The 16836-nt window shown below is 33.6% G+C and carries 12 protein-coding genes and 2 tRNA genes; 4 read left to right on the plus strand and 10 right to left on the minus strand.

The features are described 5' to 3' along the window. Positions 1 to 45: 45 nt before the first annotated feature. From NG806_RS21215 to NG806_RS21225, 3 genes are all read right to left on the minus strand, one after another. The gene (locus NG806_RS21215; RefSeq protein ID WP_261511259.1) at positions 46 to 2247 is read right to left on the minus strand and encodes a peptidase domain-containing ABC transporter; all 2202 of its coding nucleotides are present in this window, start codon (positions 2245 to 2247) and stop codon (positions 46 to 48) included. Further along, the gene (locus NG806_RS21220) at positions 2247 to 3578 is read right to left on the minus strand and encodes a hypothetical protein (RefSeq protein ID WP_214832173.1); all 1332 of its coding nucleotides are present in this window, start codon (positions 3576 to 3578) and stop codon (positions 2247 to 2249) included. The genes NG806_RS21215 and NG806_RS21220 overlap by 1 nt, the downstream gene beginning before the upstream one ends. Before the next feature lie 66 nt (positions 3579 to 3644). Further along, the gene (locus NG806_RS21225; RefSeq protein ID WP_214832171.1) at positions 3645 to 3818 is read right to left on the minus strand and encodes a hypothetical protein; all 174 of its coding nucleotides are present in this window, start codon (positions 3816 to 3818) and stop codon (positions 3645 to 3647) included. Between the two features lie 461 nt (positions 3819 to 4279). Between NG806_RS21225 and NG806_RS21230 the strand changes: the two genes are divergently transcribed. Further along, a complete protein-coding gene (locus NG806_RS21230; protein ID WP_214832169.1) occupies positions 4280 to 5038 on the plus strand; it encodes a response regulator transcription factor in 759 nt (252 codons plus the stop codon). 92 nt (positions 5039 to 5130) lie between these two features. Here the strand turns inward: NG806_RS21230 and NG806_RS21235 are convergent. The 5 genes from NG806_RS21235 to NG806_RS21255 all read right to left on the minus strand — a co-directional run bounded on the left by NG806_RS21235 (position 5131) and on the right by NG806_RS21255 (position 10175). Then, positions 5131 to 5203: transfer RNA gene (locus NG806_RS21235), tRNA-Phe, on the minus strand. Positions 5204 to 5361: 158 nt separating this feature from the next. Then, complete coding sequence (locus NG806_RS21240; RefSeq protein ID WP_261511260.1) at positions 5362 to 6711, minus strand: DUF3472 domain-containing protein; 1350 nt, start codon at positions 6709 to 6711, stop codon at positions 5362 to 5364. Between the two features lie 179 nt (positions 6712 to 6890). Beyond that, positions 6891 to 6963, minus strand: a tRNA-Phe gene (locus NG806_RS21245). Positions 6964 to 7072: 109 nt separating this feature from the next. Then, positions 7073 to 8914: a lysophospholipid acyltransferase family protein gene (locus tag NG806_RS21250; RefSeq protein ID WP_261511261.1), complete on the minus strand. Its 1842-nt coding sequence runs from the start codon at positions 8912 to 8914 to the stop codon at positions 7073 to 7075. Between the two features lie 22 nt (positions 8915 to 8936). Then, entirely contained in the window at positions 8937 to 10175 is a 1239-nt protein-coding gene (locus NG806_RS21255) for an aspartate kinase (protein ID WP_214832164.1), read from the minus strand. Positions 10176 to 10569: 394 nt separating this feature from the next. Here NG806_RS21255 and fbp point away from each other — a divergent pair, with 394 nt between their 5' ends. Together fbp and NG806_RS21265 are read left to right on the plus strand one after the other, a co-directional pair. After that, positions 10570 to 11586, plus strand: coding sequence for a class 1 fructose-bisphosphatase (fbp, locus tag NG806_RS21260; protein ID WP_214832162.1), 1017 nt, complete (start codon positions 10570 to 10572; stop codon positions 11584 to 11586). After that, on the plus strand, positions 11587 to 12591 hold the full coding sequence (locus NG806_RS21265; protein ID WP_261511262.1) for an o-succinylbenzoate synthase: 1005 nt from the start codon (positions 11587 to 11589) through the stop codon (positions 12589 to 12591). It abuts the gene before it with no gap. A gap of 394 nt (positions 12592 to 12985) precedes the next feature. On the opposite strand, the gene NG806_RS21270 is transcribed toward NG806_RS21265, so the two are convergent. Next, positions 12986 to 13960, minus strand: a complete 975-nt coding sequence (locus NG806_RS21270; RefSeq protein WP_261511263.1) for an alpha/beta hydrolase — start codon at positions 13958 to 13960, stop codon at positions 12986 to 12988. A gap of 150 nt (positions 13961 to 14110) precedes the next feature. Between NG806_RS21270 and NG806_RS21275 the strand changes: the two genes are divergently transcribed. Then, on the plus strand, positions 14111 to 15784 hold the full coding sequence (locus tag NG806_RS21275; RefSeq protein ID WP_261511264.1) for a glutamine--tRNA ligase/YqeY domain fusion protein: 1674 nt from the start codon (positions 14111 to 14113) through the stop codon (positions 15782 to 15784). 91 nt (positions 15785 to 15875) lie between these two features. Here the strand turns inward: NG806_RS21275 and NG806_RS21280 are convergent, their stop codons facing one another. After that, a complete protein-coding gene (locus tag NG806_RS21280; RefSeq protein ID WP_261511265.1) occupies positions 15876 to 16772 on the minus strand; it encodes a 3-hydroxyacyl-CoA dehydrogenase in 897 nt (298 codons plus the stop codon). Between the last annotated feature and the right edge of the window lie 64 nt (positions 16773 to 16836).

Below are 16836 nucleotides of genomic sequence, written 5' to 3' on the forward strand. Positions count from 1 at the left end.
GCCGAATCTTAAGATTCGGCTTTTTGTTTTTTTTAATATAAAATATTAGGCTCCCAGTTCGAGTTGATTTTTGACTAGATTAAAATAATCTGATTTTCTTTCAACCAAAGACTGATGATTTCCTTGTTCAATGATTTTTCCTTGTTTTAATACAATGATCTGATCTGCATTTTTAACAGTCGAAAGACGATGGGCTATAATTACAACCGTTTTCCCCTTGAAGAATTCCTGTAGGTTATCATGAATTACTTTTTCATTTTCTGCATCCAGCGCAGAGGTTGCTTCATCAAAGAAAATAAAGTGGGGTTCTTTGTAAACCGCTCTTGCAATAAGGATCCTTTGCTTTTGTCCCCCCGAAATGCCATTTCCTGAAGCTCCGATTTTAGTTTTTAAACCAAGTGGTAAGTCGTCTACAAATGATTGGATGTTTGCAATCTGTAAAGCTCTTTTTAATTTATCTTCATTAATGACTTCATCACTTGTTGCTATATTTCTTTCAATGGAATCTGAGAAGATATGACCATCTTGCATTACGACACCACAGTTTCTTCGTAAATCACGTGGTGATATTTCTTTTAGATTGGCATGATTAAAATAGATTTCCCCTTCAACAGGTTCATAGAATTTCAACAATATTTTCATCAATGTAGTCTTTCCGCTTCCACTTGCACCAACAATAGCTGTAACTTTTCCTTCAGGAATAAAAAGATTAATGTCTTTTAATATATATGGGGATTGTGGTCCTTCGTATTGAAACGACATGTTTTTCAGATATATACCTCGTTCTATTCCATTTTTCTTAGCATATTTTTCATGATCAAGACCTATAAGTTGTTCGGATTCTTCTTCAGGGTGGTTTTGAACTTCATGGAGTCGGGATAAGCTTAATTTAGCTTCCTGTAAAGAACGAAAGAAGGTTATTAACTGACTTACCAAGGGGTTCATTTGTCCTATAATGTAGGAAACACTTAATAATGCACCTAATGTCATATGCCCTTTTACTACAAAAGAAGCTGATAAGAACATCACAATAATATTTTTCAGCTGGTTAATAAATTCAAATCCTGAAAGCTGAATTTGATCAATCTTTAAAATTCTAAGATTAACGGTAAATAACTTTTTCTGAATTTGCTCCCATTCGTTACGCTTATAATCTTCAAATTCATTAAGTTTCATTTCGGATATTCCATTAATGATCTCATAAATGGATTCCTGATTTTCACTTTTCTCCTGAAAGCGATAATAATCTAAAACTTTTAATTTTTTCAGCCAGTATAATGACCATACTATAGAAAGTACAGTAAGAATAAAATACGTGGCTAGAATGCGGAAATCATAAGTCCATAAGACTACAAAAAATACCGAAAATGTGATCATCGAAAAAATGGTAACCAGACTGTTGGAAGTCAAAAACAGCTCTATCTTTTCATGATCCTGTATTCTCTGATTAAAGTCACCCATGAATTTTGTTTCAAAGAATTTGATAGGTAAACTCATCAACTTCTTTAGAAAATCAGAAATAATTTTGATATTGAGCTTACTACCAACATATAGCATGATCCAGTTCCGGAATATTCCTAATGTTATATTGCCGGCAAAAAAGGCAAGTTGAGCAACAAGGATGTAAGTGATAATTCCTAAATTCTTCTTGCTTACTCCCTCATCAATTAGTTTTTGAGTTAAAATAGGAAAGGCCAGAGTTGTTAAAGTTCCCATTAAAAGAATGAAAAATAACCAGGCAAACTGTTTCTTATGAGGACCTAGATAACTGGATAGGTACTGCAAAGATATTTTTTTGTCAGGTACATTTTTTCTTTGGAAGAATGCCTCGGTGGGTTCCAGTAAAAGAGCGACTCCTTTATCTGTGTTTTTTAACCATGACTTTTTAAACTCTTCTTCTTTAAGTTTCAGGATTCCATGTGCAGGATCGGCAATGGTATATGTTTTCTCTCTACTGAACAAAGATCTTGATATTCTTAGAAGAATAACAAAGTGATTTTGATTCCAATGTAAAATGCAGGGTAAAAATTCGTCTTTTATATCCTCAATAGATAATTGTGTTGCTATTGTTTTAAAACCGATTTTTTCGGCAGCATTATTGATCCCCAGGATAGAAACACCTTCCCTGGAAATAAAGCAGGTATCACGTAAGTACTGAAGCCCATATGCTTTGCCATAATAAGAAGTTATCATAGCTAGGCACGATGGGCCACAGTCCATTTTATCATGTTGAGGGATAAATTTCATTATTTTTCTTCTAGTAGTATATCCTCAGTTTGTTTCACAGTTTGAGTTTCTCCTATTATTTCAATTCCTTTTTTATCATAGATCATTGAAAGGAAGTATAATCCTGCTTCCACAGGCCATTCTTTTTCTAGATCTTTTAGTAAATCACTTACTTTCCAGCTTTCATGGCTGTTAAGGTGATCAACGATATTTATTAACTCGGGATGATATCTCATTTCTATTTTTGACCCTCTTACAAATAGATAGAACATATCTTTAGCTTCATCTATTTTGTAGATCATTTTAAAAGGATTATTGGTGTAAATTTCCTTTTCAAGAAGGAATTCGTAATCATCAATATTATAGCTGTCTTCTTTTTCCCGCGATTGAGGTGGTGCCTGCCAACCAGCATTACTTAGTAATCCATGCTTAAACTCATCGTAGAAATATTTGAAGAATGATCTTGTGGATCCGTTAAGTATTTCTTCGTCGATTTTCAAAATAGACAAAAATTCATCGAATGTCTCATTGTTTTCCAGGAAATTGTGTTGTGGTTCAATGATATCCTTATTAATATCAATATAATCTCTGTAGAAGGTATTAAGTATTCTATCAAAGAATTTTACTTTTGATGGATTGTTGAACCAAAAAGTTACCCCTACAGAAAGATCATCACTTTTACCTATATGAAACTTGTTCCAAGGCATGAAAAATAAATCTCCTGCTCCAAAATCATATTTTTCAGCATGTTCCAATAAAGGCTCTATTTCAAAATTATTATGTTTTGTACCTGTAAGATCTTTGTATTTTTCCTGATCCCAGATATACATTGTTTTATCACCAGGGCCTAAATGGAAATGTAAAACATTTTCTCCTTTATGATCCTGATGAATTCCAAGAGGTGTCCATCCGTAATTTCCTATAAATACAGTTACATCTACTCCTGTTGCAGGAATGCCAATGATTTCAAGCAAAGGCTCAGTGATTAATCGTAATTCTTTGGATATGAAATTAGAATGTCTCTCCAGAAAATTGATGATCAATCCAAATTTTTCTTTGAAAACTCTGTTACAGTATTCAATGATTTCTTCATTTTCAAGAGGTGGATTTTTATATAATTCATCAATGAAGTCAGCATTTTCTTTACCTTTCCCTTGAGAAGGAAAATAAAGTCTGAAACCATCGAGGTCTTTTGTTTTAAATCTATTAACAAGGCCGTCCACCACTGCGTCTTTTAATTTTTTAATTAAATCTTCCGGAATGACGTCTTTGATTACACAGGTTTGGGTGAAGTTTTTATTGGTAGCAATAAAGTTTTCCCAAAACTCTTTATTAAACTCTTTATTATTCATATTAAAATGTATTAATGGTGGAAAAAAGTAATAGAGAAAATAAATTTCTCTATTACATTATTCATTTTACAAGCCGATAACTCGTTGTACTTGTTGTACTACACGTACTACACGTACTACTACTACGTTGTCAGCTGCGTCAGCTGCTTCACCGAATCCTCCTCTTAATTGATTTTGCTCAAGTGGAGAAAGAGTTTTTACCTTTAAGAACTCTTTTGCGTTAAATTTTGCTTTTTTCATGATAATAAATTTTTAAAATGATTTTTATGGTTCAAAGTTTATAGACATTAGCCCCTTCGTCGGTCTCTTCTTGCAAGAAAATATTTTTAACATCTATCTCATTTTATTTTTTTTTAGTAAAAATGAAAGAGAAGACTGGTGTGTATCTTAAAAAGATTGCTAGATTATTTTCATTGTATAAAAAAGAATAGTGTTTTTCATTTTATACTGTTTTGTACGTATAATACTCTTCACAGTGAAATGTATTTATTTTCGGACTATAAGAACATATAATATTGTCAGTAGTTACAGTCAATTTTAATTTCAAATAATTGTGAATTGATTTATGTAAAGATGTCTTGCTCATGGGAATTATTTTTCATAAATTTATATGGATTGATTTAACTGAATGCTACACTTTAGTGTAGAATTATCATTTAAATTAAATTAATCATGAAAAAACTATAACCAAACTTAAATTTATGAGTGAAATTTTTAATGACTTTTTTTTCTCTGAAACTAAAGTCAAGGGGGTCTTGCGTGAAGAAACTTCACAATCGAGTAATTATCTGGAAGTGACAGATGCATTTTCCAGGGCAATTTATATGAGTGTATATATTATTGACTATCAAAAAAGGAATTTTGAATATGTTTCCGAAAATCCATTATTCCTTTGTGGGAATACTGCCGAAGAAGTCAAGAATATGGGATATGATTTTTATTTTAAGTATGTACAGAAAAGTGATGCAGATTTATTATCAAAAGTTAACCAGATAGGATTTGAGTTCTATGAAAAGATTCCGGCTGATGAGAGAAAATACTATACGCTTTCTTATGATATTCACTTGTTGAATAATAATAAGGCTTTTTTAGTAAATCAGAAATTGACTCCACTTTTTCTTACAGAAGAAGGGAAGATATGGAAAGCGATGGGTGTAGTTTCCCTTTCCACAAATACCAATTCCGGAAATATTACCATTTCTAAACAAGGTACGAATGATTATTGGAGATATGATACTAAGGAAGGGGTATGGAGAAACGAGAAAAAAATAAAATTAACGGAAAGGGAACTGGATGTTTTACGATATCACGCACAAGGTTACACCATTAATAAAATAGCAGAGAAAATTTTTGTTTCTCCTGATACCATAAAATTTCATCGCAGGAAATTATTTGAAAAAATGCAGGTAACTAATATCTCAGAAGCATTGGCATTTGTAACCAATAATAAATTGCTATAGAGAGATGAATGATATTTAAGAATTCAGTAGTGTATCTTAAACTAACTGTTCAATTAAAATAAAACAAAAAACCACCTAATTAGGTGGTTTTGTGGTTTCTCCAGGAATCGAACCAGGGACACATGGATTTTCAATCCATTGCTCTACCAACTGAGCTAAGAAACCAATATGTTTGTTTGGCTTACTTCGTTGTTTAAAGTGGGTGCAAAAATAGTAATTTTTACTATATCATGCAATAAAAATTAAAAAAATGTATAAAAATAAAAGCCTGCTATTATTTTTCCCAAATGGTAATAGCAGGTTATATCTCTTATATGAATGTTTTATGGAAGATTTGAAAAATCTATATTGGGAGCTTGTGTTGGTGCTGTAACCGAAAACTGAGTTCCTGGGTTTACAACAGTATTAAAGAATCCTCCATTTTGTAAAAAGAATGCATTACCATTTATTCCACCCATAGCATCTATCCTTTGCTCTGCATTATAAGTATTATCCACACTGAATCTCGCTCCTGAAATTGCCATCCAGTTTCCAGAAGAGGTTCTTACCCACTGATTTTTAAATTCTACCTTTCTTCCCTGATATCCATTCTCAGGTTCAAAATTTTCTACGAAACTGTAGAATCCTTTAAGATAAGTGCTGGTTTGTGGCCTCTTCCAGCTGGCAATGAGTTTCCAGGAAGTGGTTTCTGGAGAGAGGAACCATGCTGTATAATCCGTTTTTCCATTTCCATCAGGTTCACCTTTTAATAAGAATTTATAGGTCTGTCCAGCTGTCCAATTATATTTATAATAACTCTGTCCTCCTGAGCCTTCATTACCAAATTCTCCAATAGTAACTCCACTACCTGCTCTGTTTAACACAATCTTGTGATCGGGTGGGATATTATTGGGATCGTCTGTTTCAAATGGGCTCCATACAGAGAATAAAATCCTTCTTTCAGTGGCAGAATTAACCTGCATCCCAAAGTAGCCCTCTTTGAAGCCGTTTGCCATAAAATAAGAGCCGATCTTATCTTCACCAATGGGAATTGTCACTTCGTTATAATAATAACTTACATTGGTATTTGTTGGGATCGTGTAATTCAAGTGACAGGAAGGCCCTCTACGAGCCCAGTAATAATATGAGGGATCATTACTGAAAATATGAATTCCTGTGGCTGCGGATCCACTAACTAAAATATCGGTGAGGTCCGCAAAGTAACCTCCTGTTTTAGATACCCCTTGAAGATCAACTTTTACATAACCCGGGTTAGAAATGGTAAAATCTCCCACAGTATAATTGGTATAAGCCAATCCTGTTAATGTAATGTTCTTAGATTCATTACCAATCGTTACTTTAACTATGCTACTACCGGAAGGGACTGAAGCCTTTAATCCGATATTTAACGTTCCAGTATTGCTTAGTCTGAAATAAGTACTAATAACCGTATGGGGATTGGTCCAGTTGGCTAATTTGGCAGATGTGATTACCTCATTGGCTCCGGAAGGCTTTACGGTCAGAAATGAATTTCCAGCTACCGGAACACTGAATGGTGGATTGTTTATTAAAGAAGATGCTTTATTTTGTTTAGAAATGGTGTCTTCCGTGGCTATGCTATTATTTTCTGCACACGACTGAAAAACAAGAAAAGCAATACCTAAAAAGATCTCTGTCAATAGTTTTAGTCTCATAATTTATTTGTGATTGGATTTACAGCACTAATTTAATTTTTTATCTATAGAATAAAAAATTAATTCTCACATTGTTGATTAAATTATAAGTGAATTCATATTGTTTCAATAAAAAAAAGGGTAGAGTATAAGATGGTGGGTTGTATATAAAACAAAAACCACCTTAAAAAGGTGGTTTGTGGTTTCTCCAGGAATCGAACCAGGGACACATGGATTTTCAATCCATTGCTCTACCAACTGAGCTAAGAAACCATTATATTTTTGTTTGTCTTACTTCGTTGTTTTAAAGTGATGCAAAAGTAGTAAGTTTTGGTATATGAAGCAAGTATTAATAGAATTTTTTTATAGTTTAAATAAAAACCTACTGATTCTCAGCTGGATTATTTTCCTGTTCCTTTCTGATTTGCTCACTCATTTCTTCTAATACAGGCTTAATCGTACTTTCCGGAAGATCACTGATTCGGATATACATAAGTCCATCTATTGCATCATTAAAATTAGGATCTACATTAAATGCAATTACTTTTGCATTTTGCTTGATGTATTTTTTGATCAAAACAGGCAGTCTTAACTCCGGTTCAAGATCATCAATGATTTTATCCAGCTTATTAAGATCAGATTCCATTTCCTCAAAAAAGATATTTTTGTCACGATCTCTAAGCTTCACTTTATATTCATTTCTGGGCGTAATATATTGGGCAACTGCACCATCATAATAATTTGAACGCATGAATTCGATCATCAAAGATTTTGAAAACTCTGAAAACTTATTCGAAATACTTACTCCACCCATAAGGAACTTATGATCAGGGTTTCTCAAGCACACATGAACGATTCCACGCCATAATAAAAAGAGTGGAAGCGGTTTTTGCTGATATTCCTGACAGATGTACGCTCTTCCCATTTCAATCACTTTTTTGAAGAAAGGATGGATATCCTGTTCGAATTCAAAAAGTGAACTGGTATAAAATCCTTTAATGCCATATTTTTTCATAACATCTTTACCTAAGGCCATACGATAGGCTCCAACCAGCATTTCTGCAGTACTGTCCCAAAGGAAAAGATGGTGGTAATGCTTATCATATTCGTCGAGATCAAAAGGTAAATTACTCCCTTCTCCCACGGCGCGGAAAGTAAGCTCTCTCTGTCTGCCTATTTCCCTCATTACAGAAGGGATCTCCTCATATGTAGTGAAATAGATTTCATAATTGCCATTACTGAAAAGCATTTTATCAGTACCTCTCAGCTTACTAATATCATTTAGAATATTTTCTTTAGGCGTTTCATCAATGATATTTTGTACAATATTTTCCTCCTTAAGTAAAGGGAATTTTAAAGATAGATTTTGAAGATTTATAACCTGGGCAAGTGACTTCCTTTTTTCATAGTAAGATTTCATCATATACACCTTACGTTTTAAAAATTCACCTAGCTCCTCAATATTTTCCATCTCATCCATGGCTTTTACAGCAATGGGTTTACCTATTCTTACACGGATGGGTTTTTCTCTGTCATTCATCATTTCAGATGGTAACATTAATGTTTGCAAACTCGCATGCAGTTTTGCCACCTGATAAAATAATGTGCTGTTTTTGGCATGGAAGTACATCGGAACAACCGGTACTTTTGCCATTTTAATCAATTTTAAAGCTGGTTTTTCCCATTCCCTGTCTAAGATCTCACTATAAGCATTGTTTTTGTTTGAAACTTCCCCTGCTGGGAAAATGCCAACACAACCTCCATTTTCAATGTGTTTTAAAGTCTCACGCATTCCTGAAGAACTGCTGTAAGCTCCCTTTCTGTTTTCAAAAGGATTTACAGAAATTACATAAGGTTCCATAGGTTTTATTTTCTCTAATAGAAAATTACCCATTACTTTAAAATCAGGACGTACTTCTAATAATATTTTACACATTAAGATTCCATCAATTGCCCCAAGCGGATGATTGGAAACCAGGATAAATGGTCCTGTCTTTGGGATCTTAGCTAAATCTTCTTCAAATGCGATATAGCTTAAGTTTCTCTCCCTTACAAATGAATCGAAAAAGTCTTTACCTTCCTTGTCTTTTAGTTTATCATATAATCTGTTGACTTCATTTATTTTAGCAACGCTCATGATAGCAGATGCTACAGGATTCTTTAGAAATCCTATTTTACTTAAGCCGGAAGCTTGGATTAAATCATTTTTCGAAATTAAGCTCATATGTGTTTAGTCGCAATTATATTTATAGTGTTACCATTTGAAGCGTACTCTTGGAAATTTGTTCCAATAATACACTTTTTTCCTGGTAAAATTTATCAATGTTATCCATCTTCGCATTTCTTACGGTGAATAGAGATACATTCTTAACTACCTCAGTTTTAAAACCTTTTTGTAATTCTTCGTTCAGCTCATCAATAGTATTGAATTTATCTTCCAAACATAAAGCTAGTGAAATTGCAGAATTCTGCATCAATGAAACTTTAATTTTATGTCTTGATAAAAGACTAAAAATTTCACTCATATGATCTTCAGCAATAAATGAAAAATTTCTTGTAGATATTTTTAAAAGATTCTGGTTCTCTTTTAAAATATAAGATTCTTCATGTTGATTTTTTTCTGAAGCTCCTACTTTCGTTCCTCCCTTTGTAGGGTCTACAAAAGATTTTACATAAAAAGGAATGCTTTTTTGTTGTAAAGGCTGTAAGGTTTTTGGGTGAATAACACTTGCTCCATAATAAGCCATTTCAATAGCTTCCTCATAAGAGATATTAGAAAGAAGGGTAACATCCTTGAATTTTCTGGGATCCCCCGTCATTACCCCGGGAACATCTTTCCATATCGTCATTGCTTCCGCATTGGTGCAGTAAGCGAAAATGGCAGCAGAGTAATCAGAACCCTCTCTTCCTAAAGTAACTGTAAAATTATTATCGTCAGAGCCGATAAAACCTTGTGTTACATAACAGATCTCAGAATTTAAAGTAGAGATAAACTCTTCTGTTTTTTTCCAGTCTACATTACCATCTCTATAAGAATTATCAGTTTTTATATAATCTCTTGCATCCAGCCATTGATTAGTAAACTGTATCTCATTAAGATATTCACTCAAAATTTTTGTAGAAATCATTTCTCCACAACTTACTACCTGATCGTAAACAAAATTATAATTTGGAGATTTATTTCTTCTTAAAAAAGAATCAAGATCATCAAAAAACAAATTAATTTCCGAAAATACTGGGTGGTTTTCTTGGAAAAGACCCTGAGCAATCTCGATATGCTTCTGTTTAATAATCTTAATTTCAGTTTGATAGTTTTCCTTCTTGAAATAAAGTTCTACAACCTTTTCCAACTCATTAGTCGTTTTGCCCATTGCTGAAATTACCAGCAAGCATTTGGCAAATCCTTGGCTTTTTAAAACCATTGACACATTTTTTACACTTTCAGCATCTTTTACAGATGCTCCACCAAACTTGAAAATTTTCATTAAATTATTAAAAATAAAATTGTTAGATAAATAATAGTTGAGTTTTTTACGGACGTCAAAATTATAAATTTACAATGAGATATGAAATACCTGAGTGGTAGGATGAGATAAAGATTTTTATGATAAATGGATGATTTTATTGGGTTTTCTTTAATATCAACCTCTATTATGTAGTTTTATTTCTATGTAATCGAGTTATATGACTAAAAATGATGATAATTGATGAAATTTCTTTGCAATGAAAAACGGGAACAGATTATTGAGAAGATAGAGAAGGATAATGATAAAATAACACTATATAACATTGATATACAGTGTTTAAGATCTTTTAAAAGAATTTTTTTTAGATTGCGATAAATTTTACGAAATTTGGAGAAATCGTAAATAGTAAAATATGTCAGATCAATCGTTGCAGACTTTAGGAGAATTTATTATAGATAAACAAGAAGATTTTCAATATTCTACGGGGGAACTTTCCCGACTTCTAAGTGCTATAAGATTGGCTTCAAAAGTGGTAAACAGAGAAGTAAATAAAGCTGGAATTGCAGATATTATCGGAAAAGCCGGTAATGAGAATATTCAGGGTGAAGAGCAGCAGAAATTAGATGTGCTTGCCAATGAAATATTTATCACTGCATTATCGCAAAGAGAGGTAGTTTGTGGAATTGCTTCGGAAGAGAACGATGATTTTATAGATATTAAATGTGTTGGAAACGGGCATCTTAGTAAATATGTAGTTTTAATTGATCCTCTTGATGGTTCATCAAATATTGATGTTAATGTTTCGGTAGGAACTATTTTCTCAATTTACAGAAGGGTATCAGAACCTGGAACTCCGGTTCAGTTAGAAGACTTCTTACAGAAAGGAGTAAATCAGATCGCAGCAGGATATGTGATCTATGGTTCTTCCACCATGATTGTTTACACCACAGGAAATGGAGTGAACGGCTTCACCTTAGATCCTTCTTTAGGCACCTATTATCTTTCGCATCCAAATATGAAATTTCCGGCAACCGGAAAGATTTATTCCATTAATGAAGGGAACTATATTAAATTCCCTCAAGGAGTTAAAAATTATCTGAAATATTGCCAGATGGAAGAAGGCGATCGTCCTTATACATCCCGATATATTGGTTCTCTCGTGGCTGATTTTCATAGGAATATGCTAAAAGGAGGAATTTATATTTATCCATCCTACTCTCAATCACCTAATGGTAAGTTGAGATTATTGTACGAATGTAATCCTATGGCATTCCTTGCAGAACAGGCAGGAGGAAAAGCGACAGACGGATTCAGAAGAATTTTGGAAGTTGAACCTACTGAACTTCACCAAAGAATTCCATTTTTCTGTGGAAGCGTTGATATGGTAGAGAAGGCCGAGGAATTTATGCGAATAGATAGTGTAAAATAAATGATAGCTAAATATTCTAGATATTTATTAGAATTCAAACGCCCGAGTGGAACATCTCGTGGCGTTTTGCATGAAAAAGAGACCTTTATTCTTGAAGTTTCAGAAGGTGAGCAAAAGGGAGTAGGAGAGTGTGCTGTTTTCAGAGGATTAAGCTTTGACGATAGACCTGATTATGAAGAAAAATTGAAGTGGCTTTGTGAAAATATCGATCAGGATTCCCAGTTTTTAAAAGAACAGTTAAAAGAATTTCCATCCATTTGGATTGGATACGAACAGGCCATTCTCAATTTGCATAATGGTGATCACCTTTATTTTCCAAGTGAATTTACAAGAGGACAGATTCCCATTATTATCAATGGATTGATCTGGATGGGAGATGTTAGTTATATGGAAGAACAGATTCAGGAGAAACTTGAAAATGGCTTTCATTGTATTAAGTTAAAAATTGGTGTTGATTGGAAATCTGAACATACAGTTCTTCAAAAGTTAAGAGAAAAATTTCCGAAAGATGCATTAGAGTTGCGTGTTGATGCTAATGGTGGATTTAATACAGAAGAAGCAAGAATGGTCTTAAAGCAACTTTCCGATTTGCATATTCATTCTATAGAACAGCCTATTAAAGCCGGAAACTGGACCGATATGGCTGCATTATGTGCGGAAACTCCAACACCCATTGCTTTGGACGAAGAATTAATTGGGGTAACTGAAAATGATGAAAAGAAAAAACTCTTAGAAGCCATCAGGCCACAATACATTATTCTAAAACCCTCATTAATCGGAGGTTTTTCAGGATCTGATGAGTGGATTAATCTCGCAGAAGAACAAAAAATAGGATGGTGGATAACTTCAGCTTTGGAAAGTAATATCGGGTTAAATGCGATTGCACAATATACATTTACAAAACATAGTAAATTGCCTCAAGGCCTTGGCACTGGAGGCTTATTTACTAATAATTTTGTCAACCATATGAAACTAACTGGGGAACGCTTGCTTTTTAAAGCATGATCTAAACATGGAAATGTGTTAAGGTTTCCTGTTTGAAGGCATCTAACTAAATCTCATCATTTATGAAAATCGTTTTTTTAATGTTTTCTAATAAAATAGAAAACTTTTCTTTAAACTTTTTCATTGCCGGAAATTTTAATTAATTCTCTAGTCTAAGAAATATGCAATCTTCATGCCATTTCGGGCTTTTTACAAATATTAACACATTATTTTATTGTTAACTCTAAATTAATTAATCATTTTGAGACAATGATGAAGGTGTTTTCATTATTGCTTATTCTATTGGTAATGAGGTTGCTGTCGGTTCCATTTAAAGTTTGGAAAATATCATTTTGAACCTGCGAGCTGGATAGGTATCCCCAATGATTTCCAAGTTCAAATTTCAGACCATTCTTCAAATCATTTTCAATAAAAGTACAGTCGATGATAGAAACAATATCCTTAAATTTCTGAATATCACTTGGACCATGTTTTCCCAGCCTTGGCGTAAGAATATTTTTGTGAATTGTGAAATACCGAGGACTGCGTCTTTTCGGTTTAAATAAATTGAAATCCGGTTGGCAAGTAAGGGAAGTTTATTAAAAGAATCTTCAGAGTCTTCGAAAACTTTGTAAGTTACATCGGCGTTTAGCAATAATACCTGATCAATAACTCTTAGAATATTTTCACTTTTTAAGCTATAGAGCATACTTTGGAGTACTCTGTTTCCCAGAGAATGTGCCATCAGATGTATTCTCTGATTACAGGGAGCAAGATCCCGGTTGGAAAAAATATCTTTTAAGAACTGGGTATAGAAATAGAACAGCCTCATTAAAGAGGTTCCTGAATTGATACTTGAAGCCTTATCATCAAAATATGTTAGAGGAACAATACTGCTTGAAGCCGGCCAGCTAACGAATAGAATATGCTCAACAGGAGATTCAGGGCTATCAATAAATAGCTTTTTCAGATCGATGATGGCTTCTAATTCATCATCAAAATCATAGGCATAGCCATGAATAAATATTAACACATCACTTCTGGACTTTGTAGAGGACATGTTTTTATATAATTCATAAAACAACCTTTGCGTTCCCCCAAGGTTGTTGGCAGTGAGCTTTGATTTTTTTATCTTTTTCTCACTTAATAATACTTCAAGAACATCTTCGTATCCTTGCTTTTCCGGTTCCGAGAAAAGCTGATAATTTAAAATATTCCTGTTGGTATAATCTTTTTTCTTTTTTGCCTGAGCAGTAGGTTCTGTATAATTATCGAAATCACATTTTGCAATTCTGAAATTAGGGATAGAGTACTCGTCATTGGAAAATGAATCAATGGTTTCGTTTTTATGACGAATGATCTTCCGATTACTTAATATATAAACGGCCATAATGAATGATTTTGTGAGTGGTTTTTAACTTTATAAATTTCGGAAAAATTATTGGATAATAGTTCATTGTAGTTTTCATTCATTACTTTCATAAACCCTAAATTTTCGCTAAATTTGCACAAAGTCCACGAGCTTTATAAAGTTAATTTAATGGAAGAAGAAAAAAAATCACTCAATTTTATTGAGCAAATTATAGAAGATGATTTGGTAAACGGTTTGAATAAAGATCAAATCCGTTTCCGTTTTCCCCCTGAACCTAATGGGTATCTGCATGTAGGGCACACAAAAGCGATCTGCATCAATTTTGGGTTGGGTGAAAAATACAATGCTCCCGTAAACCTTCGTTTCGATGATACAAATCCTGAAAAAGAAGAGCAGGAATTTGTGGATTCCATCAAAAAAGATGTAGAATGGCTAGGTTTCAAATGGGATAAAGAATTGTATGCATCCGACTACTTCCAGCAGCTTTATGATTGGGCTGTTAGACTTATTAAAGAAGGGAAAGCTTATGTAGATGAGCAACCATCAGAAGTAATTACAGAACAGAGAAAAAACCCTGCAGAGCCAGGAGTTGAATCTCCATTCAGAAATCGTCCTGTAGAAGAATCTATTGATTTATTCGAAAGAATGAAAAATGGAGAATTTGAAGAAGGTACGATGTCTCTTCGTGCTAAGATTGATATGATCTCGCCAAATATGAATATGCGTGATCCTGTGATGTACAGAATATTGAAAAGACCTCACCACAGAACAGGGACACAATGGAAAATCTATCCAATGTATGACTGGGCGCATGGAGAATCGGATTATTTGGAGCAGGTATCTCACTCATTGTGTTCTTTGGAATTTGAAAACCACAGACCACTTTACAACTGGTATTTAGATCAGGTATATGAAGAGCCTAAAGTAGCGCCAAAACAGAGAGAATTTGCAAGGATGAATGTTACGTACATGATTACTTCTAAAAGAAAACTGCAAAGGTTAGTTGCTGAGAAGGTGGTAACAGGCTGGGATGATCCTAGGATGCCTACTATTTCAGGAATGCGTAGAAAAGGATTTACACCAGCTTCTATCAGAAACTTTATTGATAAAGTTGGGGTAGCAAAAAGAGAAAATCTGATTGAAATTCAGTTATTGGATTTCTGTGTTCGTGAAGACCTGAATAAAGTAGCTAAACGTGTGATGGCTGTGGTAGATCCTGTAAAATTAGTGATCGAAAACTACCCTGAAGGACAGGAAGAATGGTTGGAAACTGAAAATAATCCTGAACAGGAAAATGCAGGAACAAGAGAAGTCCCTTTTTCAAGAGAATTATATATTGAACGTGAAGATTTTAAGGAAGAGGCAAACAATAAGTTCTTCAGATTAAAGTTAGGAGGTGAAGTTCGTTTAAAATCCGCGTATATTATCAAAGCTGAAAGAGTGGAGAAAGATGAGAACGGAGAGATCACAACTATTTACGCTACTTACGATGAGAAGAGTAAGTCTGGAAGTGGAACAGAAGAGAGCTTAAGAAAAGTAAAAGGTACGCTGCACTGGGTATCAGCAAAACATGCAATTCCTGTAGAAGTAAAAATTTATGATCAGTTATTTACTGTAGAACAGCCTGATGCTGAGAAAGATGTTGATTTCTTAAACTTCATCAATCCTGAATCTGTGTCAACAATTCAAGGATTTGCTGAACCAAGTCTGAAAGATGTAGCAGTAGGTGAACCACTTCAGTTCCAAAGAATTGGATACTTCACGAAAGATCAGGATTCTACAGAATCTAATTTGGTATTTAACCGTACGGTAACATTGAAAGATTCTTACAAACCAGAGTAGGATCATTCCAATATAAAATAAAACAGGATCTATTTTTTAGGTCCTGTTTTTATTTTTACATGTTTTATTTAGGCTTAGAAAATAAATGACATTACTTCAGGAAATTTTTCTTTTCAAATGCCGGATCAGGGTAAGCATAAAACCCCTTTCCAGAAACAATACCTAATTTCCCTTTATCCACGTACTCCTTCTTTAATTTCTTTGAAATTTTAATTTTAATAGAAGATTTTGTGGAATCTGCTGCTATTTTATTGATGTTATAAACTGTAGTAATACCAACTACATCCATTATTCCAAAAGGACCCATTGGTGCTCCAGTTGCTACCATCCATGTTTTATCAATGGTTTTAATATCTGATATCTTGTTCACCCACAACTCTAATGCAGAACTTAGTAAAGGCATTAATAACGAATTGACGATATATCCAGGCTGTTCTTTATGGATAGGAAGTGTAACCATTCCAATTGCTTTGGCAAAGTCAATGACAGCATTAAAAACCTCTGCTGATGTTTCAGGATGTTTCATTACCTCTCCGGTATTATGTTTCCAGATTTCATTGGCGAAATGTAATGCAATAAACTTTTCTGGTCTTCCTGTTTTTTTTGCAAGCTTACTGGGAAGTAATGATGAAGAGTTCGTTGCAAATACCGTTTTTTCAGGAGCGACTTTTGATACCTTTTGGTAAAAATCAATTTTGATCTTAAGGTTTTCAGGAACAGCTTCTATCAATAGATCAGCGTTTTTTAATGCTGCCGAAAGATCAGAAGTATAATTTAGGTTTTTAAATGCCACGTTCAGTTGCTTCTGAGTGGCATTTAAATCTTTTTTAAAAGCTTCACTAAGTATATTGAATTTTGTCTTTGCCTTTTCTAAGATTTCGTCACTGATATCATAAACTGTGACATTGAAGCCATAAAAAGCTGCTTGAAAAGCTATTTGATATCCCAATACACCGCTACCGGCAACAGTTACATTTTTAAAATTCATAAAATTTAAATTTAATAAACCATATTAGTAAGAATTAAAAACCGAACAATGGTACGTCCGGTTT

The sequence above is a fragment of the Chryseobacterium paludis genome, from assembly GCF_025403485.1.
Classification (GTDB): domain Bacteria; phylum Bacteroidota; class Bacteroidia; order Flavobacteriales; family Weeksellaceae; genus Chryseobacterium; species Chryseobacterium paludis.